The organism is Duganella flavida (genome assembly GCF_009857445.1).
GTDB lineage: Bacteria > Pseudomonadota > Gammaproteobacteria > Burkholderiales > Burkholderiaceae_D > Rugamonas > Rugamonas flavida.
The window spans coordinates 1-26,639 of record NZ_WWCN01000025.1; the positions used below are offsets into that span (position 1 = coordinate 1).

Genomic DNA, 26,639 nt, shown 5'->3' on the forward strand with positions numbered 1-26,639 from the left:
GCCGCCGCCAGCGCGGCCAGCTGCGCCGCCATGGCGTCCAGGTCCGCAGCCAGCAGGCCGATCGGACCGTCGGCGTCGGCCGCGCCGCAGTCGAAGAAGGACACGGTCGGCACCGCGCGCGCCCAGGCCTGCAGGAAGGTGTTGGGGAAGCCCTCGATCAGCGAGGTATTGAGGAAGACGGCCGCCTCGTCGAAATGGCGGTCGGCCTGCGCATACGGCACAAAGCCGACAAACTCGACGTTCGGCAGCGCGCGCGCGCGCTCCTGTATCGCTGCATAGCAGTCATCGCTGCCGCCCGACAGCGACGGCCCGCCCAGCATGCGGAACTGCAGCTGCGGCAAGCGCGCCGCCAGTTCCAGCACCAGTTCTGGCCGCTTTGCCACGCGCATCATACCGGCCCACAACACAACCTGCGGCGGCGGCTGCACCTCCGGCGCTGGCGCTGGCGCTGGCAAAGCATAGCAGCTCGGCACCAGTGTGCCGCGCCGTCCGGTCCAGTCGGCCAGCAGGCGCAGCTGCAGCGGATTTTGCACCAGCACTGCGTCGGCGCGGCGCAGGCCGTAGCCGAACAGCTGGCGGTCGCGCCAGCTCTTGTTGCTGTTGGCCGGCCCCGGCACCAGGTCAATATCGCTGGCGGCGGCAAACACCGCGCGCCGGCCGTGCCAGCGTGCGAAGGCCACCACCACGCCGCTGGCGGCAGCGGCACAGCGCTGGTAGTAGATGTCGGCGTCGGCGCGCCGCAGCGCTGCCCAGATCGACGTCAGGCGCGGGTGCAGGTAGCGCAACACCGGCAGGTTAAGGTTGAAGCGGCTGCGGCGGATCTTGATCACGCGGATGCCGTCGACCATCACCTCGTCCGGCTGGCCAAAGTCGCCGGTCACCACGCTCACGCGGTAGCCGGCCGCGCACAGCGCGCGCGCCAGGAAGCATTGCTGCACCTCGGCGCCGCCCACCACCAGCGTGGCCGGGTCGTTGACCAGCACCGGATACAGGATCGGCGCGACAAAACAAATGTGCGGCTGGTTCATGGCGCCACCGCCTGCAAGCCGGCCAGCAGCGGCTGGTAGGCGCCGAGCGCCGCCGCCGGCGTATGCCGGGCTTCGAAATACGCCAGCGCGCGGCCACCGGCCGCCCGCCAGGCGGCATCGTCCGTGGCCAGCCGCACAATGGCGGCAGCCATGGCATCGAGATCAGCCACCAGCTCGGTCACCGGCACGCCGTCCTGGCGCGAGCCGGTGTCGAAGAAGCTGACACTGGGGATGGCGCGCGACCAGGCTTGCAGGAAGGTGTTGGGGAAGCCTTCATACTCGGAGGTGTTGACGAACACGCGCGCCTGGTTGAAATGGGTATCGACCTGGACATAGGGCACGAAGCCGGTCAGCTCCAGGTTCGGCGGCGCGATTGCGCGCAGTGCCGCCAGCGCAGCCTCGCTACCACCGCCCACCAGGCGGAAGCGTAGCTGCGGCAGGCGGCGCGCCAGTTCAACCAATAACTCCGGGCGCTTGAGCGGCTTGACCGTGCCCACCCACAGCACCACGCCGGCGGCGTCGGCCACCCCGGGCTGGCGCGGCAGATGGCAGCTTGGCACCAGATGGCTGCTGCGCTGGAACTGGGCGGCGCAGGCGGCTTGCTGCGTGTGGTTTTGCACCACGATCAGGTCGGCCGCGCGCAGCCCGCGCCGGTACAGCCATTTGTCGCGCCGGTAGTGCACCAGCGGCAGCTCGGCGTAGAAATCGGCGTCGGAAGCGGCGGCAAACACAAAGCGGCGGCCGTAGCGGCGGCAAAACGCCGCGACCAGGCTGGTCAGCATGCCGGAGCCGCGCTGGTAATAAATAGCGGCGTCGGCGCGCCGCATGGCCGCCCATAGCGCAGTCATGCGCGGGTGGACAAAGCGCAGCCCAGGCAAGCCAGCCAACGGCGCATGCGCGCGCAGCACGCGGATGCCGTCGATGTTCTCTTCTTGCGCCTGGCCGTAATCCATGGTCACCACCGACACCGCATGGCCGGCAGCGACCAGGCTGCGCGCCAGGATTGCCTGCTGCACCTCGGCCCCGCCCACACTCTCGATCGTGGTGCTGCCCGCCAGTACCGGATAGATCGCCGGCGCGACGAAGCAAATCGACGGCGCGCTCACAGCCACCGCTCGCGCCACAGCTGGAACGCCAGCAGCGACCAGACGCGCTGCACCTGGCGCTCGTCGCCGGCGCGGAAGGCCGCCAGCGTGGCCGCCACTTCGTCCGGATTGAAGATGCCCTGGGCCGCAATGGCGTCAGGCGCCAGGTGGTGATCGAGCATGCTGGCCAGGTCGTGACGCAGCCATTGTCCCAGCGGGATGGTGAAGCCCTGTTTCGGACGGTCGATCAGCGCCTGCGGCACATATTTGTAGAGGATGCGGCGCAAGATGTGCTTACCGCCCAGCGCGCCACGGCGCAGCGCCACCGGCAGGCGGAAGGCGAATTCGAGGATGCGGTGGTCGAGCAGCGGTTCGCGCCCTTCCATGCCCAGCGCCATCGAGGCGCGGTCGACCTTGGCCAGCACATCGCCGGGCAGGTAGTTGTGCAAGTCCCACAGCCCCATTTGGTCGACCGGGGTGCCCGGATAGACATCGGCCGGCTCGCGCACGGACCGCACCTCGCCCAGCAGGCGGCGCAGGTCGCGCACCGGCCACAGCGAATACATGGCCTCGAACGCAGCGCCCAGGCTGGGCGCGCACACCACGTCGCGCAACATGCGCGCGCGCGTGATCAGGTGCTTGCGCAGCGCTGCGCGCCAGCGCGGTGGCAACGGCAGGTGGCCGACGCCACGGTCGGCCGCTTCGATCGGCAGGCGCGGCAATACCGCTTGCAGCAGCGACAGCAGCGCCGCCGGCATGGCTGCGCGCTGGCGCCACTTGGCCACCATGGTCTCGTAGATGGCGTAGCCGCTGAAGGCTTCGTCGCCGCCGTCGGCCGACAGTACCACCGTGACCTGCTGGCCCGCCATCTTGGTGACCAGGTAGGTCGGCAGGCCGGACGGGTCGAAAATTGGTTCGTCGAACAGCTGGCCCCAGCTCGGCAGCAGCGCCAGCGCCTGCTCCGGCTGCATGACCCATGCGGTGTGCTGGGTGCCCAGATGCTCGGCCACGCGGCGCGCATGATGCGATTCGTCCACGGCGGCCTCGGAGAAGCCAATGGTGAAGGTGTGAATCGGCGTGCCCGCATGGCGCTGCAGCAGCGCCGTCACCAGCGAGGAATCGATGCCGCCCGACAGAAACACCCCAACCGGCACGTCCGCCACCATCCGCAGCTTGCAGGCATCGATCAACAAGGTCTCAAGCTGTGCCGTCAGTTCTTCCTCGGTGCCCTGCAACGGCGTGGCCAGGGCGTCCAGTACCGACCAGTAGCGCTCAATGCGCGGCGCACCATCCATGCCGATTTCCAGCCAGTGGCCCGGTTCGAGCTTGGCGATGCCGGCATAGATGCTACGTGGCGCATTGATGTAGCCGAACTGGAAGCACTCAGCCAGCGCCGCCTTGTCCAGTTGCGGCGTCCAGTGGCTGAAGGCGCGCAGCGCCTTCAGTTCGGAGGCAAAACAGAAAGTGCTGCCGTCCCAGCCAAAATACAGGGGCTTGACACCCAGGCGGTCGCGCAGCAGCAGCAGGCGCTGCGCCTGGCGGTCCCACAGGGCAATGGCAAACATGCCAATGAAGCGCTCGACCGCGCCGACACCCCAGGCGCGCAGCGCGGCCAGTACCACTTCGGAGTCGCCGGTGCCGCGGAAGCGGTGGCCGAGCGCCTCGAGTTCGGTACGCAACGCGGCGAAGTTATACACCTCGCCATTGAAGGCCATGATCAACTGGCCATCCTCGGACACCATCGGCTGGTGGCCATTGCTGGACAGGTCCAGCACCGACAAGCGGGTCTGGCCCAGCCCTGCCATCGGATCCTGTTCCCATGTGCCCTGGTCATTCGGGCCGCGATGGCGCAAGGCAGTGACGGCTGCCTCCAGTTCGGCCGACAAGCCGGCGGGGCGCGCAGTCCGCACCAAGTATCCTGCAATTCCACACATGTAAAAAACTTCCTGACGAGGTCTGCCGGGCGCACTGCGGCCCGGTTAGCTGGCGTGGCCGGTCGGCGCACCCATCAATTTATCGGCCGACTTCCTGTCGACTGCCTTCATCAAGGCGGCCAGGAAGGCTTCGTGGGCGCGGTAGCCGCCCTGCTCGTCGCGCGTCAGGTTCGATACCCGCACCAGCATGCCATCGGGAATGATGCCGGAGAACGAATACTTGAGCTGGACCAAGAAGCGCTCGGTACGGCTCAGCACCACTTGGTCACCCATGGTAAACCAGTAAGTGACCGGTTCACTGCGCGGGCCGTTGATGGCCAGCATCCGCGTCACCGGGATCGCATGGCCGCCGATGCTGAGGGTATCGTGGCTGAGATTGTTGATGTCGAAGCCCTGCGCCGCATAGCATACCTCTTGGCGGTGGGCGCGCAGTTCCTGGGTCTGCTGGCTGCCGTAGGACACCGTCAGCATGATGGCATCGCCAGCGCTATTGACATAGGTGCGGCTGAGGATCTGGTCGTAAGTCTTGTCCAGGTTGGCCTGGACGTCGGCCGATGGCGCCACTGCAGCGCCGGCGTTGGGATCGACCCGCCAGTCGCCAAACTGGCTCGGCACGATGGCTTGCAAGTCGACCTTTTCCTGGTGGTCGGCAATCTTGACCGTCGGCGTAATGGCCACCGTGGCGGCGGCTGCCGCCAGCATGGCCAGGCCCAGTACAGCACTGCGTAAGAGCGGAAGGTTCATGACGGCGTTCCTTGGATGACGGTGGCGCGGGCAGCGCGGCGCTTGACCCACCATTGCAGCAGGCGGTCCAGGCTCAGGATCAGCGTCAGTGCGCTGATGAACAAGACCATGCCGGCGAAGCCATGCAGGAAACCTTGGCCGGCGGCATCGCCGAAATAATAGGTGATCAGGGTCAGCACCGTCACGCGGATGACGTTGGCGGTGAAGGAAATCGGGATGATCAGGATCGCGATGCCGATATTCCGCAGTGCCGAGGTATGGCGCACCAGGTTCAGGTAGAACAGGCCAAGCGCTTCCAGCGTCAGGAAGGTCTGCAGGCCGGCGCAGGCATCGGCCACCAGCAACTGGTACTGGCCGATCTGCAGGATCACGCCGGTGCGGGCGATCGGATAGCCAGCCCAGAACAGCACATGTTCGACGACATACGAGACCGCCATCTTCATCGGCATGGTCAGCATACTCACCAGCGCGCCTGGCAGCGGAATCATGAACAGCATGAAGAAGAAGGGGAACCACAGGATGCGCAACGCCTTGCCGCCACGCTTGACCAGCAGCACCGCCGCCAGCACCCAGATGAAGGACGACAGCTCAAACAGAATGATGTGCTGCGAACGGCCGATCACGTACATCAGCAAGCCGATCACGAACAGCGGCCAGCCCGCCACCGAGGCCTGGATGCCGGCGGTGCGCTCCATCATGTCAGGCCAGCGGGAGTACATCAGCCACAGCGACAGCGCCAGAATGATCGGGCCGTGCGCCTGCTCTTCCGACGCCCACTGGCCGCGGAACAGGTCGAAAAAGGTCGGCACGAACAACAACAGCAAGCCCGCCAGCACCGGCCACCATTCAGGCAAGGCGCGCTTGAAGCCGGCGAGCCGATCGGCCGGCAGAGTCGGAGACGCGCCAGTCATCAGAAGTCCAGCAGCACCGCGCCAACGACTTCGGCGCCAGATTGCACCACCTGCTCGGCCATCGCACTGATGTCGGCAAGGTGGGTGTGGTTCTGGCGCGCCGCCAGCAGCACGCCGCCGACGCGGGCCGCCACGCCCAGGGCATCCGAACCGACGGCGAGCGGCGCCACGTCGTACAGCACCACATCGTAACGCGACTCCAGCTGCAGGTTCAGCGTGCCGAAGCCGCTGCGCGACAGCAGTTCCTGCGGGTTGGGCGGCAAGGTGCCAGCGCTGAGCACCGACAGGTCGACGAAATGTTCGATCTTGGTGATGGCGCCGGTGTCGGCGCGGCCGGCCAGGATGTCGGACAAGCCCTGGCGTGCCTGCAGGCCGAAGATCTCCTGCTGGCGCGGCTCACGCAAATTGGCATCGACCAGCAGCGTCTGTTCGCCCAGTTGCGAGAACACCACGGCCAGGTTGGCCGCCAGCATGCTGGCGCCGTCGGCCGGGTTTACTTCGACCACGGCCAGGGCCTTGCGGCCGCGCGCGAACCAGCGCAGCATCAGCTGGCTGCGCACGGCGCGCAGTTTTTCAACCTGATAGCTGAACGGCTGGTAGGCCGCCACCAGCTTGTCCGAATACTTGCCCTCGCCCGCTTGCAGGTAGGGATAGTCGAACTGGCGCGCCAGCACGTGCTGGATGTCCTCTTCGGTGACCAGGCCCAGGCGACGGGCCGCTTCGCCGAAGCGCAGGCCCATTTCTTTTTGCATGCGCAGCACGCGTTCAGCGGCTTCCGGCGTGATCTTGCCGGTGGCGAGCAATAGCCCACCGATGCTGGAGTCGCTCGGGCGGGACCGTGGCGCAGCGGCCGGCGGGATGGGGGCGGAGACGGTGGTATTGGGGGAAGTCATCGACAATCCTTCAGTTAATTCAGGCGCAAACGGCGCGGCAGGAACAGTTTTTTCAGGCCGAACGGGGTCGGCTTGGGTGCATTCCATGCGATCGTGCCAAACACGGGAATGCCCAGCGCCTCGGACAGATCAGACTCGGAGCGCAAGCGGCGGTCCAGCATCTCGGCCACCATGCCCAGCGCCACTCCCAGCGCAATGCCCAGCACCACCGACAGCATGGTGTTGAGCACCACTTTCGGGCTCGACGGCTCGGCCGGCGCCGTGGCCGGGTTCAGCAGGGCAATGTCGGATTGCTCGGACTGGCCTTCGATCCGGGTCTGCGAGAAGCGCTGGGCGGTCGCGTCGAACGCGCGCTGGGCGTTCTCGACATCCTTGAGCAAGACGTTCATCTCGTCGCGCGTGCGGTTCAGTTCCAGCACCTTGGCCTTCTGGGCTTGCAGGGCAGCGCGGATTTCGCCTTCACGCTGGCGCATGATCGACGCCGTATTGCCCACCGAGTTGCTGGTCGACTTGACTTGCGCGTTCAGGTCGGCGCGCATGCGTTCGACCTCGGCTTTCGACGCCTGGTATTGCGGATGGTTGTGATCCAGGCGCTGGCCCAGCTCGGCCAGCTTGGCTTCGCTCAGCGCCAGCTGCGCGCGCAGGTTCTGCACCAGGCTGTTGTTCGAGACGTCCGGCGACTCGCCGGCCTGGCCGGTGGCCAGGCGTTCACGCGAGGCCGCTTCGGTGGACATCACCTGGGCCGTCACCAGCTGCGCCGACAAGTCGTTGAGGCGGTTCGATTCGACGTCGAGGCGATTGTCGACGCTGACAATGCCATTATCTTGCTGATATTTGGACAGCCGCCCTTGGGCAACCTCAACCGAATCACGCAAGCCCTTGAGCTGGTCGTTGAAATAAGCCGAGGCTTTTTTCAAGGGATCGACTTTGAGCTGGATGCTCAGTTTCTGGTATTCGTCAGCATAGGCGTTGGCCACGGCGGCGACAAATTGCGGATCGGAACCCTTGAAGGTGATCTCGACCACACTCGATTCGCGTGCCGGCAGCACATCGAGCTTCTTGACCAGCAAGTCCGCCAGCCAGTCACGCACACTGCCCTTGCCGTTCTGGGCTTCATTGAACTGCTGGATCACCGCCGGGCTCTGCGCCAGCTTGAGCTGGTCGATCACACGCAGCGAGACGTTCTTGCTGGTGATGATGTCGATCTGGGTGGCCATATAGCCGGGCAGCAGCTGGCCGGGCATATTCATGCCCGTCAGCGGGTCGATGCCGCGATAGTTGAGCAGGACCGACGCGGTCGCTTTGTAGCTCTTAGGCAGCATCAGGCTGACCACCAGCGTGGTGACGGTGGTCAGCGCCATGGTGATCAGGATGATCTTGTAGCGCGCCCGAAGCACGAGCAGGAGTTGATTCAGATTCATGGCAAATTCTCGATGTAAGCAAGGTGCCGGAGTAGTCCGGCGCGTGGGTAACAATCAGCGGCGCTCTGCCCGCTTAGAACAGACTTTCCTTGATGTAGAGCACGTCATCGCTTTGAATCAAGTCATCCAGTTTCACTTCCACCGCCGCCGCCTTGCCGCTGGCGTCACGGCGGGTGACGCGGATGCCGCGCTCGGTGCCGCGCGGGGTCAGCCCCCCACCCATCGACAGCGCCTGGGCTACGGTCATGTCGCGCTCGATGCGGAACGCCCCCGGACGCTGAACTTCGCCATAGATGTAGAAACGCGCTGCCCGCTCAACGAAGATCACATCATTACTGGCAACCTCTTCGTCGCTGCGCAGTTCGCCGGAGCGCACCATGCCCACAATGTCGATCACTTGTTTGGTGGTCTTGCCATTGCGCGTACGGATCAGCGTGACAGAGTCGCTGCCCTCAGGGGCGATGCCCCCCGCCACCGCCAACATCTCCAGCACGCTGCGGCGCGAGTCCAGCGGATAGCGGCCCGGACGGCTTACCTGGCCCAGTACCGACACTTGCTGGCTGGTCACCACCGTGACCAGGATGTTGACCTGGGCTTTTTTCAGGAAGCCGCCTTTTTCCAGCAGGGCGCTGATCTTCTTTTCAGCGTCGGCGGTCGCCAGGCCGCCCACCAGGACATCGCCCAACAGCGGATACGTGACCATGCCGCTATCGCTGACGCGGGTCTCCAGCGTCAGATCGGGATTGCCATATACGGCAATCTTGATCACATCACCAGGGCCCAGCAACAATTCCGCCGCCCCCGCCTGTCCCACACATAGCGCCAGCGCCAGGGCGGCAAAGAGTTTCATCAGCTGTTTCATCATGAGTCGGTCCAGTCTATGTATAAAATGTAGCAAGTCCAATTACTTCAGGCCGGCGACGCCACGCGCCGTCGCATCGTCTGCCGGGGTCGACGCTGGGGCCGACGCTGCAGCGGACGCCGCAGCCGGCGCAGCACTTGCGGCCGGCGCCGAAGCGGCAGCAGGCGCCTTGGCTTTATTCAGGTATTCGATCTTGGCCACCGCGCGCAGACGCTTGACTTCGGCATCGGCAGTGTCTTTGTTCTTCTTATTCAGCAAGTATTGCTCGATCTGGGGCGCTGCAGCTTCCGGACTCACGGGGGCATCCTTGATCTCGGCGATCGTGATCAAGACGCTGCGCTCGCCTTCGCGGATGATGAACAGCTGGCCTTTGGCCATCGACAGCAGTTGGCGGGACAACTCCGGCGGCAACTCAGCCGTCGTGCGTGCCTGCTGACCACGGTTGTATTTGACCTGGTGCGCGTCCAGCCATCCGGCAACCTCATCCAGCGTTTTGGCGTTGTCGATGGTCGCTTTGACTTCCGGGGTCAGGGAGTTGGTGGCCAGCACCAGCTGGTGCATCAGCAGTTGCTTGCGGTTGGCGAAAAATTGCGGATTCTTCTGGTAGTACTCTTCCACCTCAGCCTTGCCTGGTTTGGTCGGCGTGCCGATCAGCTTTTGTATATAGGCCTGCGCAATAATCAGGGCCTTGGCGCGCTCGATGGCCTGCATCACTTTGGGGTCACGGTCCAGCTTTTCCTTGGCGGCTTCGTTGAGCAGCAACTGGCGATCGATCAGGGATTCCAGGATCTGCTTGCTGGCAGCTTCCTGCTGCGCAGCCTGCACGCCGGCGCGCTGCAATTCCTCGTTCAGCTGCAGGAAGGTAATTTCCTCGCCATTGACGCTGGCCAGCGCCTGACCCGGCTTGGACTCCTTGTTGCCACAAGCGGTCAACCCCGCCAACAGGACGACGACGGCGGCGGCCAGCACCGACTTACGGGCCAGCGAACGTGGCGCGTGCATTGCAGTAGTCATGTCGAAATGATTCAAAGCATTATCCTCGGTGATCCCGTCCCCTGCCTTGCCGCACTGCACCGGCAAGACCTCCAGACACAGCCCGCGCAGGCCGCATGCGGAATACAAAAAAAGGCAACAGGTGTTAGCAAAAATCCATAAATAACAACCGTGAAAGTATGCCCGTTGCGCGGCGCGCTTGTCAATAATATAAACCGCTTGACCTGCCGCGAGGCGCACCGGATACCCTCGGCAGTTTGGTCCACCATGCTACCCTATTGGGCAATATGAATGGCAAACTGACACTTAGCCCACCCTTAAAGCGAACCGCCTGCAACACTAGTGGGCATTTTGCCGCTTCAGCACCACCTGCACGGTCTTGATGATGATCCAGATATCGAGCCACAGGGACCACTTGCGCAAGTAATCCAGGTCATAGTGGATACGCGCCTCCATCTTGTCCAGCGTCTCGGTTTCGCCGCGCATCCCGTTCACCTGCGCCCAGCCGGTGATGCCCGGCTTGACTTTGTGGCGCAACATATAGCCCTTGATCAACTTGCGATACTGCTCGTTGTGGGCCACCGCATGAGGACGCGGCCCGACGATACTCATACGGCCTTGCAGTACGTTGACAAATTGGGGTAGCTCATCAAGCGAACTGCGCCGAAGAAACGCGCCCACTCGCGTCACCCGCGGATCATTCTGCCTGGCCTGCACCACGCTCGCGCCATCATCCGTGACGGTCATGGAGCGGAATTTATAGACGATGATTTCCTCTCCGTACAGCCCATAGCGCCGCTGACGGAATATCACGGGCCCGGGCGAGGACAGCTTCACCGCCAGCGCCACGACCAGCATCAGCGGCAGCAATAGCACCTGAATCAACGACGCCAGCACGATGTCGCTGCCCCGCTTCACCATGCTGTTAATCCCGGTAAACGGCGATTCGCAGATGGCAATCACCGGCATGCCGCCGACATTGTCAAAGCGTGCCTGCATCAGGTCAAACACATAGATATCGGGCAGGAAGTAGACCGAGGCGGTGGTGTCTTGCAGCTCATCGAGCAGCTTGCGGATGCGCGGCTGGGCCGAGATCGGCTGGCTGATGAAAATCATCTTGATGCTGTGTTCGCGCACATAGGCCGCGATATCGCTCATCTTGCCCAGCACCGGTTCGCGCATGTCGGCAGGGTAGCGGTCCTCTACCCGGTCATCGAAAAAGCCACGCACCTCCATGAACAGATGGGGCTTGGTACGGCACACACGGGCAAACTTCATGCCCACCGGATTGACGCCGACGATCAGTACCGAGCGCTGCTCGCTGTCCTTGCTGGCGCCCAGGGTACTGCGGCGCATGGTAAAGTGGCTCAGCAGCAGGACCACCGGCGTGAGCACAAACCAGGACATCAGCACCCGGCGATCAAAGCGCCCAGCCAGTCCGCTGGCGGCGCCGATCACCGCCAGCAGCAGCACGGTCAGCACCCAGCCGATCACCGTGTCGCGCACATAGGCGGCGGTACGGCCGCTGCGCCAGGTGCGGTAGGGATCAACATACTGATAGGTGGTGGACGACAGGAAAAAGGCCAGTATCATCAACACCAGGTCATAGCCGGTGAACGGCAGCCCCATCCGCACCGTGCACAAATACAGCGACCCCATGATGATCAACGGATCAATGACGCGCTGAAAAAAGGAGATCAGCGGAATATCGTTCAGGGTCATATCAGTACTGCAGGTTTACGGTGACACTGGCGCCGTTGGCGTGATAGCTGCCGCTACCGAGCAGCGCAATGCCGGTGCGCCCCTCGCGGAACAACGAGGCGTTCAGCGAGATGAGGGGCAGCGGCGTATAGGTTAATCCAGCCGTGTAAGTATTGGTGGTGTCGCGCAAGCCCTCCGCCACACGCGAAGCCAGCAAACCCTCGAAGCGGCGCTGCAGGTATTTTGCGTCAGCGGTGGCGCGCAGCTTGGCGCTGAGGTCCCACCCTGCTGTCAGGCTGGCGCCGGTATTCTGGGCGTAGCTGAACACCGTGCTTTCGACGCCAGAGAACTCGCGCCAGATATTGGCATTCAGGCTGATTTTGCCGTCGATCATCGTGCTGCCGATCAAACGCGCATTGAAGCCACTGGAATCACGCTCGTTGAGCGAGCTGTAGCTACGGCGCGCATGCCCGCCCAGAAACTGCACCGTGGTGACCTGCGTCGCCCGCCACACCACCTTGAGTTTCAGGTCGGTCTGGTCGCTGTCGGCGTCCACCTGTTGGCCGTTGACGCTACGCAGCACGTCATAATTGCGCTTCAGCTTGCCAACCTGCAGGCCGATACTGCTGCCACTGGACACCAGGTAGTCGACCCCAGCCTCGCCATTGTCGTCAGTGTGGTTGTTATAGGCCTGGCTCAGCAGGTCATAGTGGAAGCGGGAGTGGGTCCAGCCGGCGCGGGCGCGCCAGCTCGGATGGAAATTCCAGTTAACCGTGGCATATTCACGCTGCTCAAGCCGCAAATTACGGTCATTGGTCGAGACGTCGGTGTACGGCGCCAGCGTTTCGGCATACGTGGCGCCGGCCGTGCCATCCAGGTGGTTGCCGAGGTGCCAATTCAAGTTCGCGCGCCCATCCGTACCGTTGTAATCGAGCACCGAAAAATGGCTGAAGTTAACGCGGCTGGCCTGGGCCTGGGCGGTAATCTGCTGGCGGCCATAAGTTTGGTCAAACGCCACGCCAGCCGTCACCGAACGCGACGTATCGTCGCGCACGCCGCCGTAGCCGGGGCTGTCGTCGGGCAGGCGGAACAGATTGCTGTCGTGATTGAAGCCAACACTGGCGAAATATTGGATGGCATCATAGCTGCCGGCCTGGGCACTGCCAGCGCTGGCAAGGCTGAGTGCGACCGCCAGCCCCAGTACCTTGGCGACCGGCCCTGCAGGCAGAATTCGTTGGTATGTTGCGGCGTTGACTGCGCCCAAGACCGGCGTCCCCAAGGAATTCAGCATAGTGTTATTCGTCTTTGAAAATTGATAAAACGGCTAGAAAATATAATATTACCAGTAACCCTACCAGTAACTCCAGCTATTGGTGGAAATTATCCATACCCCCAGCACACCATTGGTCACCGCATGCGCGCCGATTGCCGCCCATAAATTGCCTGAACGCATGTAAATTAGTCCATACACCGCCCCGGCCACGATGCCAGCCAGCCATAAGTTGTGTTCAACACCAAACAATAACATAGTGATCACAAAACCACGAACTCCGACGTGCGCCGGCGCCACGGTCTGGAACTGCTCGGCGGTCAGCCAGCGCATTAGGAACGAGCGCCAGAACAGTTCTTCCATGACCGGCACCACCAGCGCCGCGCCTGCCAGGCGGACGATAGCCAGCGGCCAGGCTATCATGCCATCCTGGCGCGGGTCATAGCCGTCCGACTGTCCCACCACCATCCAGCCGGCGTCCAGCCGTATCCACAACCACCAGACCAGCACACCCAGCAGCAGTGCCGCCACCAGCGCGCGGGCCGACGGCAGCCCGGCACGCAGCTCGTCGTAATCACGCCAGAACAGCACCAGCAAGCCCAGCACCAGCCCGATCTTGAGCGGGTACAACCAGCGCAACTGGGCCGCGTCCCAGCCGGCCCGCTGCAGCAGGTCGGCCAGCACGATGAAACCGATATAGGTCAGGAAGGGCAGGACGCGCGCCCACGCCGCGCGGCTAAGCACGGGACAGACGGGAGAACAAGGGGAGGAAGGCATGGCGCCCGGTGGCGCCAGTGGGAAACAGGTGGTGGGGCAGCATGCAACTCCTCAAGTAGTGGGGGTGCAGGCCGCCCGGCTCGGCCATCAGGCCTTGGAACGCGCTTCGATCTGCTCCCATTTTTCCAATGCCGCCAGCAACTCGCTTTCAATCGCCTCGATGCGTGCGGTCATGCGTTTCGCTTCCGCCGGATTTTGCCTGTAAATATCCGGGGCAGCAAGTTCAATTGCCAGCGCCGACTGTTCGTCTTCCAACTGGGCGATCAGCTTGGGCAACTCCTCCAGCTCGCGCTGCTCCTTGAAGCTGAGCTTTTTCGACTTGGCGGCAGCGACGACCGGCGCCGGCTCAGTCTTGGCAACCGACGGCTTGGCGGCCTTGGCCGGCGTAAGCACGGTGTCGCGCACCCGCTCCCAGTCGCTGTAGCCGCCGACGAATTCACGCCACTGCCCCTCGCCCTCGGCCACGATCACTTGCGTGACCACGTTGTCGAGGAAGGTGCGGTCGTGGCTGACCAGGAACACGGTGCCGCTGTAGTCTTCCAGCAGCTCTTCCAGCAATTCCAGGGTTTCGATGTCGAGATCGTTGGTCGGTTCGTCCAGCACCAGGCAGTTGGCCGGCTTGGCAAACAGGCGCGCCAGCAGCAGGCGGTTGCGCTCACCACCAGACAGCGACTTGACTGGCGAACGCGCGCGTTCCGGCGAGAACAGGAAATCGTTCAGGTAGCTCATCGAGTGCTTGCGCTGGCCGTTGATCTCGACCCAGTCGCTGCCCGGCGAGATGGTATCGACCAGGCTGGCTTCTTCGTTAAGCTGGGTGCGCATCTGATCGAAGTAAGCCACTTCCAGCTTGGTGCCGAGCTTGGCCACGCCGCTGTCCGGGGCCAGTTCGCCCAGGATCATTTTCAACAAGGTAGTCTTGCCAGCGCCGTTGGCGCCGATCAGGCCGACCTTGTCACCACGCAGGATGGTGCCGGTGAAGTTGCTGACAATGGCACGCGCGCCATAAGTCTTGCTGATGTTCTCCAGTTCGGCCACGATCTTGCCCGAGCGCTCGCCCACCGTCACTTCCAGCTTGACCTGGCCCTGCTGCTCGCGGCGCGCGGTGCGCTGCAGGCGCAGTGCTTCCAGCCGGCGCACACGGCCTTCGTCGCGCACCCGGCGCGCCTTGACGCCCTTGCGGATCCAGATTTCTTCCTGCGCCAGCACCTTGTCGAACTTGGCGTTTTCCACCTCTTCATTTTCCAGCAGTTCCGCCTTGCGGCTCTGGTAGGTGGTGAAATTGCCTGGGAAGGACAGCAGCCGGCCACGGTCCAGCTCGATGATGCGGGTCGCCACATTATCAAGGAAGGAGCGGTCGTGGGTAATGAACAGCACGCTGCCCTTGAAGTCGCGCAGCAAGCCTTCCAGCCACTGGATCGAGGTGAAGTCGAGGTGGTTGGTCGGTTCGTCCAGCAGCAGCACGTCCGGCGCCGAGACCAGCGCACGCGCCAGCGCCACGCGCTTTTGCATGCCGCCCGACAGTGCCTTCATCTGCAAATCGCCCGGCAAGTTCAGCTTGCCGAGCACGGTTTCCACCTTGTTCGACACATTCCAGCCGTCGGCCGCGTCCAGCTTGACCTGGATATCATGCATGCGCGCCATCAGCGCGTCGTCATCGCCCTGGCCGAACTGGCCGGTCAGTGTTTCGTATTCTTTGAGCAGGGCCGGCAACTCGCCCAGGCCGGAAGCCACGGCGTCGTGCACGGTCATGTCCGGTTCGAACACCGGTTCCTGCTCGACGTAGACGATATTGAGATTCTGCTGCATCACCAGCAGGCCGTCGTCCAGCTTGAAGCGGCCGGAAATAATCTTGAGCAGCGACGATTTGCCGGTGCCGTTACGGCCGATCAAGCCGACGCGCTCGCCGGTCTCAAGGGAAAATTCAGCGTGATCGAGCAGCGCCACGTGGCCAAATGCGAGTTGAGCGGAAGAAAGAGAAATAACAGCCATAGGAGGACAGAGTGAGGCAACGCCAGAAATACAGCGCCGGCGCCGAAATTGAAAGAAGCGCCATTGTACCCACAAGCCGGCCCACAAACCACTGCGGGCTGGCAGTTGCGGCGAGGATGCGGTACCATCGCCCATCATCATCTTAACGATTTGCCATGCTTCCGCCCTGCCTCTCCCCCCGGCACCAGACTGGCGCCGCCTTGCTCCTGCTCCTGCTCGTGCTCGGCATGGGGGCAGCCGGCGTGCTGATGCAGCAGTGGGGTCCGCCCGAGGCGACGGTCCGGGTCTACCGCACGCATGCCACGCTGGTCGATGCGCGCGATGCCCTGATCGGCTATGCGACCACGCACGGACGGCTGCCGAGGCCAGCCATTTCCGCCAGTGATGGGCGCGAACGCGACAGTTGCCAATCTGAGCAGGACTGTACCGGCCTCTTACCGTGGGTGACGCTGGGGGTGAATGGTGTCGATAGCTGGGGTCGGCTGCTGCACTACAGCGTCAGCCGATCTTATACGGAAGCCCCGCTCTATGCCGGACAGACGCTGCCCACCAAGCGCGTCAGCAGTCGCGCAGACGACGGCCAGCCGTATTATCTGGTCGGGGCTGACAGTTGCGCACTGACCAACTGCGCCCCGGCGGTGGTCTTTTCCAGCGGAAAAAACGGCCCGGCCATCTCGGCGCAGGGAGTCGTCCAACAAGATACCCGCAGCCGCAATCCTGACGAACAGCAAAACAACAGCAGCATCACCGACTTCTTCAGCCGCAGGGAAAGCACCAATCCCGCCGCGCCGGGAGGCGAATTCGACGACCAGGTGGTATGGGTAACACAAAAAACCCTGCAATTGCGGATGTACACCGCCGGCGTCCTGCTTTAAACAAGGTAGGGCGCTCTCGTCAGGCTACGTAGAAGCGAGCGCAATATTGCCTGTCCTCGACTATAATAGCGGCCAGTCTGGCCTTGGCCGCTGGCCCTCCCCGTAGCACAATGGATAGTGCACATGCCTCCTAAGCGTGGGATACTGGTTCGATTCCAGTCGGGGGGACCAAGAGTCGGCATCAAACACTCCACAGTCTTCCAAAAAAGTTAGTCCTCAAGGGCTTAGAACGCCCCCACCTGTCCACCGAAAGTCCTTAGCGGTACCATCAAAGCTTAGAGAAATAACGTCATTTTTGACGGTATTTCTCTAATGAGCAAAAACGAGATACCGTCACGGAGGCAGCCATGCCGCTCACAGACACGTTCGTTCGCCAAGTCAAACCCAGCAAACCAAGCGGCGACAAACACGCCGACGGGAGCGGGATGTATTTGCTGCTCAAGCCGACGGGAAAATACTGGCGACTGGACTACCGCTACCTCGGTGTCCGCAAAACCCTCGCGCTAGGCATCTACCCTGACGTATCGCTCGCCAAGGCACGCAAACGACGCGAGGAGGCCCGTACACTCATCGCTGATGGGATTGCCCCTGGCGCCGACAAACGCGAGAAAAAGCTGCTTCAGATCGCCGCAGCGACCAACACGTTCGAGGCGGCGGCGAGGCAGTAGCTGAGCAAAACGGCAGCCGATCGGGCCGAAAGCACGCAACAGAAGCTAACAACCTGGCTGGAGAAGGATGTCTTCCCACACATCGGCAAGAAACCAGTCTCAACAATTACCCCACGTTCTTCTCGCCATACAAAAAATGGAAGCACGCGGCGTGTTCGAGTCGGCGCATAAGTTGAAGCGCATCTGCGGCCAAGTACTCCAGTACGCGGTAGCAAGCGGCTTCGCTGACCGCGACGTGACGGCTGATCTAAAGGGAGTGCTTGCGCGCTATTACGCTGCCATCCCCGAGCCACAACACGTCGCCCAATTGCTGCGTTCGATTGAATCCTACAGTGGGCATCCATATGCCATCGCCGTGCTCAAACTGTCGTCAATGTTATTCGTGCGACCTGGCGAACGACGCTCTGCCACGTGGAAGGAAATTAACCTTGAAACTGCGGCATGGCGCATCCCGGCGCACAAAATGAAAATGAAGATCGAGCACATCGCACCGCTGGCGAGCCAGGCTGGCTCGATTCTGCGCGACTTGCACCGTTTGACCGGCCACGCGAAGTACATCTTTCCGAGCATCCGTACCGTCGACAAATGCATGAGCGAAAACACCCTTAGTGCGGCTCTGCGGGGCATGGGGTACAGCAAAGAAGTCATGACGGCGCATGGATTTAGAGCCACTGCACGGACAATCATGTATGAAGTTTTGGGCGCGCGCGTCGACTTGATCGAACACCAGCTGGCGCATGCGGGAAAAGAGACTCAAATGGCCGAGCATACAACCGCACTGCGCACCTGCCCGCCACAGAGAGTTGATGCAGCGCTGGGCCGATTATCTTGCCCAGTTACGCAAAGGCGCAGAGGTTATTCTTCTGCGCGCGCCATCCTAAACAGGTCAATAGCCTGTTTGAGCTTGGCGACCGGCAGCAGTCGCCTGCCGCTGCACAGGATACTCGCATTATTGCGCGCTAATTTTACGTATCAAATGGCTTTCTGAATCGGATATGTAGATGTTACCTGCGGAATCCAGCGCGATTCCCACAGGATGACGGAAACTGGCGGCGATACCGATGCCATCGCTATCAGTGTTGCTAGCATTGCCCGCAATGGTCGTCACCGTTCCCCTTGCATCGATCTTGCGGATCAACCTATTGCCAGAATCCACCACGTAGACGTTACCGGCGGTATCGACGACCACCCCATTAGGCGCGAGGAAAGTAGCTGCGGTCCCGGCGCCGTCAGCGCTGCCTCTCTTGCCATAGATGTCCCCCGCAAGTGAGGTGACTATCCCAGCCGTCGTAATCTCTCGAATTGAATTGTTAAGTGTATCGGCCACATAAACATTACCCACGGCATCGACGGTAACACTGTCCGGAAATTCGAAGGCTGCTGCATACGCAGGCCCATTGCCAAACACCGGCTTATCGGGACTGCCACTGCCTGCATATGTCGTAACCAAGCCGGTTGGGGTAACTTTGCGGATCATATTATTGGATGCGTCAGCGACATAAACATTGCCGGCAGCATCGACCGAGACGTCAGTCGGGAAAGCGAAACTGGCGGCCGCGCCCATACCGTTTGCGCTGTTATAATTTCCGCTACCGGCTAGTGTCGTAACCACTCCGCCGGGTGTGATCTTACGGATCAAATTGTTCCGCGAATCGGCCACATAGACGTTACCAGATTTATCGACTGCAACGCCGCCTGGATTATTAAAGCTGGCAGCGCTGCCAGCACCGTCTTTGTTGCCTGGTGCGCCGCTCCCCGCCAGCTTAGTAACAATACCTGCAGGTGTAATTTTTCGGATCAGATTGTTGCCGGAATCAGCCACGTACACGTTCCCTGATGCGTCTACTGCGAGACGTCCAGGGGAATTAAAACTCGTCGCAGTCCCTATCCCATCAGTGCTTCCCATAACGCCGCTACCGGCAAACGTGGTAACCATCGCCTTAGCAGCATGGCATGACACCGCGATATTTGTGACGTTTGAATTGCTCACAGTACCAGCGCCATTATTCAGGACGCAAATGTCCGTAAATCCTTGTGGTTGACTTGCGATGCTCACATTGTAGGTGGTGCCACTGAGGAGTTTTGTCGGAAACGTGACGCTGTTGGCTCCGGGAGCGACGGAAATCGTCTCCGTTCCATTCGACAGGACTAGCCCTGATGCGGTCAGATTGCTGACGCTGCTCGCTAAAGAGAAGGTGCTTGGCGGTGAGGTGTCATTTCCGCCACCGCAAGCAGATAGCAGCATGCTCAAGAGAATAATGGCAGCCACAGGGAATACGATTCGTTTCATAAATTCATCAGTTAACAATAAATGTTTGCGCAATAGAGGTGTCTGCCTTTAGCCGGTTGAGCGCGCTTGGCAACTTTAGCTTATTTGGCAACATTTGCACAGAGGGAGTTTGACATTACAACTTGGGCTGTGAGGCGCCGGCCTGGTTAAGCTCAGTCTGCTTCAGCGGCGCCCACGCAGCGCGGACCTTTCTCCCACCGTCAAAAGACAAGTTTGCAAGTCCAACGGATGCTGCCTTTTCTCGCCACGTTCAATTCGAATGTAGGCAATGATGAATGTGTCTGCTACGCATAAGGCGTCGAACCACGCACAATCAGCGCGGCCATTTGTCGGTACATCTGTCGGTATCCGAGCGATGAATTTCAGCAAACCGCCCTATCTATGCGGGTTAGCGACTACAATGCGATTCCAGTCTGGACCATCGCTGTCACCTCAATCTCCACCTTGGCGCGGTCTTCCACCAGCGCTGTCACTTGTACCGCCGTCATCGCAGGATAGTGGTCGCCGATGATCTCACGGTAGGCGCGGCCGATCTCTTTGTAGGCCGCTACGTATTCATTCTTGTCCACCACGTACCACGTCATGCGCATGATATGTTCCGGGCGGGCCTTGGCTTCGGCCAGCACGGCAACGATGTTGAGCAGCGCCTGCCGCACCTGGCCGGCGAAATCGTCGGTGTGGAATACGCCGTCGCCGTCCCAGCCTATCATGCCGCTGACGCACACCATGCGGCCGCTGGCGGCTACGCCGTTCGAGTAGCCGCGCGGACGCGCCCAGCCTGGCGGTTGCAGTATCTCCATCATGTCTCCTTCAGCAGTTCGCGCGCGATGATCAGTTGCTGCACTTCGGTCGCACCTTCGTAAATGCGTAGCGCGCGGATTTCGCGGTACAGGCTCTCGACGATCTGGCCGCTGACCACACCAAGGCCGCCGAACATCTGCAGCGCCGCATCGATCACCTGCTGCGCAGTTTCGGTGGCATGCAGCTTGGCCATCGCCGCCTCTTTGGTGACCTTGCCGCCCTGGTCGCGCTGCCAGGCGGCGCGGTAGGTCAGCAGCGCCGAGGTGTCGATACCGGTTGCCATCTCGGCCAGCTTGGCTTGCGTGAGCTGGAAGTCGGCCAGCACCTGGCCGAACATCTGACGCTGCGTGGCACGCTGTAATGCTTCATCCATCGCGCGCCGCGCAAAGCCCAGCGCCGCCGCGGCGACCGAGGTACGGAACACGTCCAGCGTGGCCATCGCCACTTTGAAGCCCTGCCCTGCTTCGCCCAAGCGTTTGGACGCAGGGATGCGGCAATCGGTGAACTGCAAGCGTGCCAGCGGATGCGGTGCAATCACGTTGATGCGCTCAGCAATCGTCAGGCCCGGTGCATCGGCATCAACGATGAAGGCGCTGATGCCACGCGCGCCGGGCTGTTCGCCGGTGCGGGCAAACACCACGTAGAAATCGGCGATGCCACCGTTGGAGATCCACGTCTTCTCGCCGTTCAAAACATAATGGTCGCCATCCTGCACCGCCGCGCACTGCATGGCAGCGACATCGGAACCGGCCTGTGGTTCGGACAACGCAAACGCCGCAATCGCATCACCACGCGCCACGCGCGGCAGGTACTCGGCACGATTAGCCGCGCTGCCAAACAGGCTGATAGCGCCGGAGCCCAATCCCTGCATGGCGAAAGCGAAATCCGCCAGTCCGTTGTGGCGCGCCAGCGTTTCGCGGATCAGGCAAATAGCGCGCGTGTCGATGCTGTCGCCCGCGCCGCCATGTTCGGTGCCACCGATGGCGTGACGCAGCCAGCCTCCCTCGCCCAACTGTCGCACCAGTTGGCGGCAAGCCGCATCGACATCATCGCCATGGCCATGCGCAACGTGCTGCACGGCCCAGGCATCCAGCGCCTGTTCCAGCGCGGCGTGATGCGGTTCGAAGAACGGCCACGCAAGATAATTTTTATCGCTCATTAGTTACCCTCAAACTTCGGCTTTTGCTTGGCCACGAAAGCATGATAGGCGCGATGAAAATCCTGCGTCGCCATGCAGATCGCCTGCGCCTGCGCTTCCGCTTCGATGGCTTCGTCCACGCCCATATTCCATTCCTGCTGCAGCATTTTCTTGGTCATGCCATGTGCGAAGGTTGGGCCGCTGGCCAGCGCTTGCGCGTAGTCGTGCGCTGCGTCCAGCAAGGCTTCCGGTTCCTGCACGCTGTTGAAGAAGCCCCAGCGTTCTGCCTCGGTACCGGACATGGAACGTCCCGTGTACAGCAGCTCCGCTGCACGCCCCTGGCCGATCACGCGCGGCAGCAGCGAGCAAGCGCCCATGTCGGCGCCGGCCAGGCCTACGCGTGTGAACAGGAAGGCGGTCTTGCTGCGCGCCGTGCCGAGGCGGATATCCGACGCCAACGACAGGATGGCGCCCGCCCCGGCGCACACGCCGTCCACCGCTGCGATGATCGGTTGCGGGCAAGCGCGCATGGCTTTCACCAGGTCGCCGGTCATGCGGGTGAAGGCCAGCAGGCCTGGCATATCGAGCTTGGTCAGCGGGCCGATGATGTCGTGCACGTCGCCGCCGGAACAGAAGTTATCGCCGGCGCCGGTCAGCACCACGGCTTTGATGTCGTTGTCGTAGGCCAGCGCGCGGAACAAGTCGCGCAGCTCGGCGTAGGATTCGAAGGTGAGCGGATTTTTGCGCTCGGGACGATTCAACGTCAGCGTGGCGACGCCGCTGCTGACTTCAAACAAAAAATGGCTGGGCGTGTACTGCATGGTGGTTCCTTATTTCAGATGCTGCTTCATGGTCGACAGCATGTCGATCAGCCTTGCCTTATCGGCGCTGGAGACATCTTGCAGCAGCTCCTCGATCCAGCTTTCGTGTTCGGCCGCCATGCTGGCGAAGGCTTTGCGGCCGGCCGCAGTGAGCTTGACGCTGTAGGCGCGGCCGTCCTTCGGGTCGGGCACGCGCACCACCAGCTTTTCCTGCTCCAGCTGATCGGTGATGCCCGTGATATTCCCACCCGTGACCATCATGCGCTTGGACAGTTCGCCCATGCGCAGACCTTGCGGATACCGCTCCAGCTGCGCCATCAAGTCGAAGCGCGGCAGCGTGATGCCGAAGCTGGCACGCAGCCGGCTGCGGATCTCGTTCTCGATCTTCACGGTGCAGGACAACATACGCAACCACAGTTTCAGCGACTGGTGGTGGTCTTGCGTCAAGCGGCTGGCCAGGTCCAGCTGTTCTTCTTCATCTTCCATCATTTCCTCTTGCCAGATTTCTTTCCATTTGCTGTTTGCCGGGCAGGTATTGTTTAGGCCATGCGACTGCGGTGTAGCCGATGCGCGCCGCTTCGGCCAGCGTCCACGCTGGATTGGCCAGGTGCGGCCGTCCCACTGCGCACAGGTCGGCCCGGCCAGCGGCGATAATGCTGTTGGCGTGGTCCGCTTCGTAGATCGAGCCGACGGCGATGGCGCCGATACCAGCCTCGTTGCGGATGCGGTCTGCGAACGGGGTCTGGAACATGCGGCCATACACGGGCTTTTCAAGCTTGCTAACCTGACCGGATGAGCAGTCGATCATGTCGGCGCCGGCGGCCTTGAACATTCTGGCGATTTGCACCGCGTCATCCGGTGTGATGCCGCCTTCGACCCAGTCGTGGGCGGAGATGCGCACGCTCATTGGTTTGTGCTGCGGCCATGCGGCGCGCATTGCGGTGAACACGCGCAGTGGGTAGCGGCAGCGGTTTTCCAGTGTGCCACCGTATTCGTCGCTGCGCTGGTTGGTCAGTGGCGAGATGAAGGACGACAGCAGGTAGCCGTGGGCGCAGTGCAGTTCCACCCAATCGAAGCCTGCTTCGTCAGCGGCTTGCGTGGCGCGCACAAAGTCGGCCTGGATGCGGTCCATGTCTTCTGCTGTCATTTCGCGGGCGGTTTGCGACAGGCCTTGCAGGTATTGCTGCGGTGAGGCGGAGACTAGCGGCCAGTTATTCTTGTCCAGTGGCTTGTCGATGCCGTCCCACATCGCACGGGTGGAGCCTTTGGCGCCAGCGTGACCAAGTTGCAGCGCGATGGCGGCGTCGCTGTGCTGATGGACGAAATCGACGATGCGCTTCCAGGCTTGCGTGTGTTCGGGCGCGTACATGCCGGGGCAGTATGGCGTGATGCGGGCGTCGGCGGAGACGCAGGTCATTTCGGCGAATACCAGTGCCGCACCGCCCAGCGCGCGCGCGCCGAGGTGAGCGAGATGGTAGTCGCCAGCGATGCCATCAACGGCGCTGTATTGCGCCATCGGCGAAACGGCGATGCGGTTTTTCAGCGTGAGGCCGCGCACCGTGAATGGCGTGAACATCGGCGGCACGGGCGCCGGCGCAGCGAGTGTGGCGGCAGCCGGTGCGGCGGACACGCCGGCGTGCGTGGCGGCGCGTTGCGCGAACCAGCGTTCGTAGCCTTCGACGTAAGCTGCGTCGCGCAGGCGCAGATTTTCATGGGACAGGCGCTGGCTGCGTGTCAGCATGGAGTAGGCAAACTGCGGCGCTTCCATCGCTGTGTAACGCTCGACGTTCTCGAACCACTCCATCGAATTGCGCGCCGCGCTTTGCAATTTGAGTACTTCCACGGCGCGCACTGCTTCATACGCTGCCAATGCGCTGACTGCGTCCGTGTGCTGGCCGAAGCAGCGCGCCAATTCAATCGCATCCTCCAGCGCCAGCTTGGTGCCCGAGCCGATCGAGTAATGTGCGCTGTGCGCTGCATCGCCCATCAGCACCACCGGCACCTTGCCATCCCAATGCACCCACTTACCGCACACAATGCGCGGGAAGGTAATCCACATCGCCGAACCGCGCAGGTGGGATGCGTTGGACATTAACTTATGTCCATCCAGCTGCTCGGCAAACAAACGCTCGCAGAACGCAATCGATTCCTCTTGAGACATGGTCTCAAGGCCCGACGCGCGCCACACCGTCTCCGGCGTTTCAACGATGAAGGTCGAGGTGTCAGCGTCGTACTGGTAGATGTGCGCCTGGAACCAGCCATGCTCCGTTTGTTTAAACGCGAAGGTGAACGCCTCAAACTTCTTGCGTGTGCCGAGCCATACAAAGCGGCAGCGGCGCGGCTCGATCATCGGCTGGTAGCTGTCCGCATAGCGTGCGCGCACGCGGCTATTCAGGCCATCCGAAGCGATTACCAAGTCCGCGCCATACTGCGCATAGTCCATCAGCTCCGTCTCGAACACCAACTCCACGCCCAGTTCCTCGCAGCGATGCTGCAGGATGTTGAGCAGGTGCTTGCGCCCTATGCCGCAGAAGCCATGGCCGCCCGAGGTCACCTTTTCGCCCTTGAAGAACACATCGATATCGTCCCAATGATTGAACGATGCCTCGATGGCCTGCGCAGTCTGCGCATCCGCCTCCGCCAGATTGCCCAGCGTCTGGTCGGAGAACACCACGCCCCAGCCGAAGGTATCGTAGGGACGATTGCGCTCCACCACCGTGATCTGGTGGGACGGATTCTGTTTTTTCATCAGCAGCGCGAAATACAATCCCGCCGGGCCGCCGCCTATGCAAAGTATCTTCATATCATTCAGTACGCAGTTTGAAGCGTTGCAATTTGCCGGTTTCGGTGCGCGGTAAAACATTCAAGAACTTCACCGAGCGCGGATATTTATACGGCGCTATCTGCTGCTTCACAAACTCCTGCAGCTGCACCGCCAGTTCCACCGATGCTTCAACGCCAGCGCGCAGCACCACATGCGCTTCCACAATCTGCCCGCGCTCCTCGTCGGCCTTGCCGATCACGCCGCACTCCGCCACCGCTGGATGGCGCAGCAGCACATCCTCCACCTCCGGCCCGGCGATGTTGTAGCCGGCCGAAATAATCATGTCGTCAGTGCGCGAGCGGTAGTAGAAAAAGCCGTCCGCATCCATCTCGTACGCATCACCGGTCAGGTTCCAGCCGTTCAGCACATAGTCGCGCTGGCGCTCATCGTCCAGATAGCGACAGCCGGTCGGGCCTTTCACCGCCAGCCTGCCGATCACGCCCGGCCCCACCGGCCTCCCTTCCAGATCGAGGATGCAGGCCTGGTAGCCGGGCACCGGTTTGCCGGTCGCGCCGGGCCGCACCTGTCCGTCCGCAGCGGAGATAAAAATATGCAGCAGCTCCGTCGCACCTATGCCGTCGATCATCACCAGCCCTGTGGCCTGGCGCCAGCTTTCGCGCGTGGCCAGTGGCAGCGCCTCGCCGGCCGACACGCTTTTTTTCAGGCTCGATAGATCGAACTGGCCGACCATGCCCGCCATCTGGCGATACGAGGTCGGTGCAGTAAAGCATATCGTGGCGCGGTACGTCTCTATCGCTTTCAGCAGGCTTTCCGGCGTCAGTTTTTCCAGCAGCACCGCCGTCGCGCCGACGCGCAGCGGGAATAGCAGCAAGCCGCCAAGGCCAAAAGTAAAAGCCAACGGCGGCGTGCCGATAAACACATCACTGCGCTCCGATTTCAATATCGAGCGCGGGAAGCAATCACAAATCACCATCACATCGCGATGGAAATGCATGGTGCCTTTCGGGATGCCGGTGGTGCCCGAGGTGAAGCTGATCAGGCACACATCATCGGCCGCCGTGTCGACCGCGTCGAACTGCGACGGCTGCGCCTTCATCGCTGCTTCCAGCGATGTGCTTTCGCCGCCGAACCACAGCGTGTTGGCGCGCGCCGCATCCGGCAGCGCGGTCGCCTCCAGCTCCGCGCGCAGGTTGTCGGCACACAGCACCGCATTCACCTGCGCCTTGTTGGCGATGGCGCCCAACTCGCGCGCGCGCAGCAGCGGCATGGTCGGCACGGCGATCAGGCCAGCCTTGATCACCGCCAGCACGCAGGCCGCCATCATCGGCGTGTTGGCGCCGCGCAGCAGCACGCGGTTGCCAGTCTCCAGTTTCAGCTGGCCACGCAGCACGTGGGCGATGCGGTTCACCTGCTGCTGCAGTTGCCCATACGTCCAGTCGCCGCCGGCGCCGCGCAACGCTACGTGCGCGGGCACGCCGCCAACCAGTAGCTCGGCCGCGCAATTCAGGCGCGGTGGATACTGCAGCTCGGGCAGGTCGAAACGTAATTCCGGCCATAATTCCGGCGGCGGCAAATGCGCGCGCGCGAAATGGTCGGTATAGGCGCTGGCTGCGAAGGGTGTGGTCATAATCGCCCTGAAGTTAAAAGTCGAAA

The 26,639-nt window shown here is 62.2% G+C and carries 23 protein-coding genes, 1 tRNA gene and 1 pseudogene; 5 read left to right on the forward strand and 20 right to left on the reverse strand.

What is annotated here, in order from left to right:
* The 13 genes from GTP46_RS27065 to GTP46_RS27125 all read right to left on the reverse strand — a co-directional run.
* A partial coding sequence (locus GTP46_RS27065) for a glycosyltransferase family 4 protein (RefSeq protein ID WP_161009745.1) occupies positions 1–1,028 on the reverse strand: 1,028 nt, incomplete at its 3' end.
* On the reverse strand, positions 1,025–2,134 hold the full coding sequence (locus GTP46_RS27070) for a glycosyltransferase family 4 protein (protein WP_161009746.1): 1,110 nt from the start codon (positions 2,132–2,134) through the stop codon (positions 1,025–1,027). The genes GTP46_RS27065 and GTP46_RS27070, both read right to left, overlap by 4 nt.
* The gene (gene asnB, locus GTP46_RS27075; protein ID WP_229259121.1) at positions 2,131–4,047 is read right to left on the reverse strand and encodes an asparagine synthase (glutamine-hydrolyzing); all 1,917 of its coding nucleotides are present in this window, start codon (positions 4,045–4,047) and stop codon (positions 2,131–2,133) included. Before asnB ends, GTP46_RS27070 begins: the two co-directional genes overlap by 4 nt.
* 45 nt (positions 4,048–4,092) lie before the next feature.
* Positions 4,093–4,791 (reverse strand): exosortase-associated protein EpsI, B-type, encoded by a 699-nt coding sequence (gene epsI / locus GTP46_RS27080; RefSeq protein WP_161009748.1) that lies wholly within the window; start codon positions 4,789–4,791, stop codon positions 4,093–4,095.
* Positions 4,788–5,702: an exosortase B gene (gene xrtB / locus GTP46_RS27085; protein WP_161009749.1), complete on the reverse strand. Its 915-nt coding sequence runs from the start codon at positions 5,700–5,702 to the stop codon at positions 4,788–4,790. Before xrtB ends, epsI begins: the two co-directional genes overlap by 4 nt.
* The gene (gene epsG / locus GTP46_RS27090) at positions 5,702–6,595 is read right to left on the reverse strand and encodes a chain length determinant protein tyrosine kinase EpsG (protein ID WP_161009750.1); all 894 of its coding nucleotides are present in this window, start codon (positions 6,593–6,595) and stop codon (positions 5,702–5,704) included. The genes xrtB and epsG overlap by 1 nt, the downstream gene beginning before the upstream one ends.
* Positions 6,596–6,609: 14 nt before the next feature.
* Positions 6,610–8,016 carry a chain length determinant protein EpsF gene (gene epsF / locus GTP46_RS27095; RefSeq protein ID WP_161009751.1) on the reverse strand — a complete coding sequence of 469 codons (1,407 nt, stop codon included), beginning with the start codon at positions 8,014–8,016 and terminating at the stop codon, positions 6,610–6,612.
* A 73-nt stretch (positions 8,017–8,089) separates the two neighbouring features.
* Positions 8,090–8,878 (reverse strand): polysaccharide export protein EpsE, encoded by a 789-nt coding sequence (gene epsE, locus GTP46_RS27100; protein ID WP_202414456.1) that lies wholly within the window; start codon positions 8,876–8,878, stop codon positions 8,090–8,092.
* A 42-nt stretch (positions 8,879–8,920) separates the two neighbouring features.
* The gene (locus tag GTP46_RS27105; RefSeq protein WP_229259122.1) at positions 8,921–9,892 is read right to left on the reverse strand and encodes an EpsD family peptidyl-prolyl cis-trans isomerase; all 972 of its coding nucleotides are present in this window, start codon (positions 9,890–9,892) and stop codon (positions 8,921–8,923) included.
* A gap of 318 nt (positions 9,893–10,210) precedes the next feature.
* On the reverse strand, positions 10,211–11,593 hold the full coding sequence (locus tag GTP46_RS27110; protein ID WP_161009752.1) for an undecaprenyl-phosphate glucose phosphotransferase: 1,383 nt from the start codon (positions 11,591–11,593) through the stop codon (positions 10,211–10,213).
* Between the two features lies 1 nt (position 11,594).
* Entirely contained in the window at positions 11,595–12,863 is a 1,269-nt protein-coding gene (gene epsL, locus GTP46_RS27115) for an XrtB/PEP-CTERM-associated polysaccharide biosynthesis outer membrane protein EpsL (protein ID WP_161009753.1), read from the reverse strand.
* Between the two features lie 60 nt (positions 12,864–12,923).
* Positions 12,924–13,586, reverse strand: coding sequence for a CAAX prenyl protease-related protein (locus tag GTP46_RS27120; protein WP_371869772.1), 663 nt, complete (start codon positions 13,584–13,586; stop codon positions 12,924–12,926).
* Positions 13,587–13,706: 120 nt separating this feature from the next.
* Positions 13,707–15,608 carry an ATP-binding cassette domain-containing protein gene (locus tag GTP46_RS27125; protein ID WP_161009755.1) on the reverse strand — a complete coding sequence of 634 codons (1,902 nt, stop codon included), beginning with the start codon at positions 15,606–15,608 and terminating at the stop codon, positions 13,707–13,709.
* Positions 15,609–15,808: 200 nt separating this feature from the next.
* Here GTP46_RS27125 and GTP46_RS27130 point away from each other — a divergent pair, with 200 nt between their 5' ends.
* The 5 genes and pseudogenes from GTP46_RS27130 (at position 15,809) to GTP46_RS30240 (ending at position 18,139) form a co-directional block, all read left to right on the forward strand.
* Entirely contained in the window at positions 15,809–16,483 is a 675-nt protein-coding gene (locus tag GTP46_RS27130) for a hypothetical protein (protein WP_229259123.1), read from the forward strand.
* A gap of 96 nt (positions 16,484–16,579) precedes the next feature.
* Positions 16,580–16,654: transfer RNA gene (locus GTP46_RS27135), tRNA-Arg, on the forward strand.
* Positions 16,655–16,830: 176 nt separating this feature from the next.
* Positions 16,831–17,151 (forward strand): Arm DNA-binding domain-containing protein, encoded by a 321-nt coding sequence (locus GTP46_RS30235; protein ID WP_308495456.1) that lies wholly within the window; start codon positions 16,831–16,833, stop codon positions 17,149–17,151.
* A gap of 57 nt (positions 17,152–17,208) precedes the next feature.
* Positions 17,209–17,347, forward strand: a pseudogene (locus GTP46_RS30435) (phage integrase central domain-containing protein); the annotation flags it as partial.
* Between the two features lie 159 nt (positions 17,348–17,506).
* Entirely contained in the window at positions 17,507–18,139 is a 633-nt protein-coding gene (locus GTP46_RS30240) for a tyrosine-type recombinase/integrase (protein ID WP_371869775.1), read from the forward strand.
* Here GTP46_RS30240 and GTP46_RS27145 read toward each other — a convergent pair.
* The 7 genes from GTP46_RS27145 to GTP46_RS27175 all read right to left on the reverse strand — a co-directional run bounded on the left by GTP46_RS27145 (position 18,101) and on the right by GTP46_RS27175 (position 26,613).
* Positions 18,101–19,441 (reverse strand): NHL repeat-containing protein, encoded by a 1,341-nt coding sequence (locus GTP46_RS27145; RefSeq protein WP_202414455.1) that lies wholly within the window; start codon positions 19,439–19,441, stop codon positions 18,101–18,103. The genes GTP46_RS30240 and GTP46_RS27145 overlap by 39 nt on opposite strands.
* A 395-nt stretch (positions 19,442–19,836) precedes the next feature.
* Positions 19,837–20,241: a RidA family protein gene (locus tag GTP46_RS27150; RefSeq protein WP_161009803.1), complete on the reverse strand. Its 405-nt coding sequence runs from the start codon at positions 20,239–20,241 to the stop codon at positions 19,837–19,839.
* The gene (locus GTP46_RS27155; RefSeq protein ID WP_161009757.1) at positions 20,241–21,401 is read right to left on the reverse strand and encodes an acyl-CoA dehydrogenase family protein; all 1,161 of its coding nucleotides are present in this window, start codon (positions 21,399–21,401) and stop codon (positions 20,241–20,243) included. Before GTP46_RS27155 ends, GTP46_RS27150 begins: the two co-directional genes overlap by 1 nt.
* Positions 21,401–22,201, reverse strand: a complete 801-nt coding sequence (locus GTP46_RS27160) for an enoyl-CoA hydratase family protein (protein ID WP_161009758.1) — start codon at positions 22,199–22,201, stop codon at positions 21,401–21,403. The genes GTP46_RS27155 and GTP46_RS27160 overlap by 1 nt, the downstream gene beginning before the upstream one ends.
* 9 nt (positions 22,202–22,210) lie before the next feature.
* Entirely contained in the window at positions 22,211–22,687 is a 477-nt protein-coding gene (locus GTP46_RS27165) for a MarR family winged helix-turn-helix transcriptional regulator (protein ID WP_371869776.1), read from the reverse strand.
* Positions 22,677–25,004, reverse strand: a complete 2,328-nt coding sequence (locus GTP46_RS27170; protein ID WP_161009760.1) for a bifunctional salicylyl-CoA 5-hydroxylase/oxidoreductase — start codon at positions 25,002–25,004, stop codon at positions 22,677–22,679. The genes GTP46_RS27165 and GTP46_RS27170 overlap by 11 nt, the downstream gene beginning before the upstream one ends.
* Before the next feature lies 1 nt (position 25,005).
* On the reverse strand, positions 25,006–26,613 hold the full coding sequence (locus GTP46_RS27175; protein WP_161009761.1) for an AMP-binding protein: 1,608 nt from the start codon (positions 26,611–26,613) through the stop codon (positions 25,006–25,008).
* Between the last annotated feature and the right edge of the window lie 26 nt (positions 26,614–26,639).

Coding starts and splice junctions, on each gene's coding strand:
- asnB (WP_229259121.1), bottom strand. CDS start 4,047: ATGTGTGGAATTGCAGGATACTTGGTGCGGACTGCGCGCCCCGCCGGC.
- GTP46_RS27150 (WP_161009803.1), bottom strand. CDS start 20,241: ATGGAGATACTGCAACCGCCAGGCTGGGCGCGTCCGCGCGGCTACTCG.
- GTP46_RS27125 (WP_161009755.1), bottom strand. CDS start 15,608: ATGGCTGTTATTTCTCTTTCTTCCGCTCAACTCGCATTTGGCCACGTG.
- GTP46_RS27170 (WP_161009760.1), bottom strand. CDS start 25,004: ATGAAGATACTTTGCATAGGCGGCGGCCCGGCGGGATTGTATTTCGCG.
- GTP46_RS27105 (WP_229259122.1), bottom strand. CDS start 9,892: ATGACTACTGCAATGCACGCGCCACGTTCGCTGGCCCGTAAGTCGGTG.
- GTP46_RS27165 (WP_371869776.1), bottom strand. CDS start 22,687: ATGGAAGATGAAGAAGAACAGCTGGACCTGGCCAGCCGCTTGACGCAA.
- GTP46_RS27160 (WP_161009758.1), bottom strand. CDS start 22,201: ATGCAGTACACGCCCAGCCATTTTTTGTTTGAAGTCAGCAGCGGCGTC.
- GTP46_RS27145 (WP_202414455.1), bottom strand. CDS start 19,441: ATGAAACGAATCGTATTCCCTGTGGCTGCCATTATTCTCTTGAGCATG.
- epsE (WP_202414456.1), bottom strand. CDS start 8,878: ATGAAACAGCTGATGAAACTCTTTGCCGCCCTGGCGCTGGCGCTATGT.
- GTP46_RS30235 (WP_308495456.1), top strand. CDS start 16,831: ATGCCGCTCACAGACACGTTCGTTCGCCAAGTCAAACCCAGCAAACCA.
- xrtB (WP_161009749.1), bottom strand. CDS start 5,702: ATGACTGGCGCGTCTCCGACTCTGCCGGCCGATCGGCTCGCCGGCTTC.
- GTP46_RS27110 (WP_161009752.1), bottom strand. CDS start 11,593: ATGACCCTGAACGATATTCCGCTGATCTCCTTTTTTCAGCGCGTCATT.
- epsF (WP_161009751.1), bottom strand. CDS start 8,016: ATGAATCTGAATCAACTCCTGCTCGTGCTTCGGGCGCGCTACAAGATC.
- epsL (WP_161009753.1), bottom strand. CDS start 12,863: ATGCTGAATTCCTTGGGGACGCCGGTCTTGGGCGCAGTCAACGCCGCA.
- epsI (WP_161009748.1), bottom strand. CDS start 4,791: ATGAACCTTCCGCTCTTACGCAGTGCTGTACTGGGCCTGGCCATGCTG.
- epsG (WP_161009750.1), bottom strand. CDS start 6,595: ATGACTTCCCCCAATACCACCGTCTCCGCCCCCATCCCGCCGGCCGCT.
- GTP46_RS27175 (WP_161009761.1), bottom strand. CDS start 26,613: ATGACCACACCCTTCGCAGCCAGCGCCTATACCGACCATTTCGCGCGC.
- GTP46_RS27155 (WP_161009757.1), bottom strand. CDS start 21,401: ATGAGCGATAAAAATTATCTTGCGTGGCCGTTCTTCGAACCGCATCAC.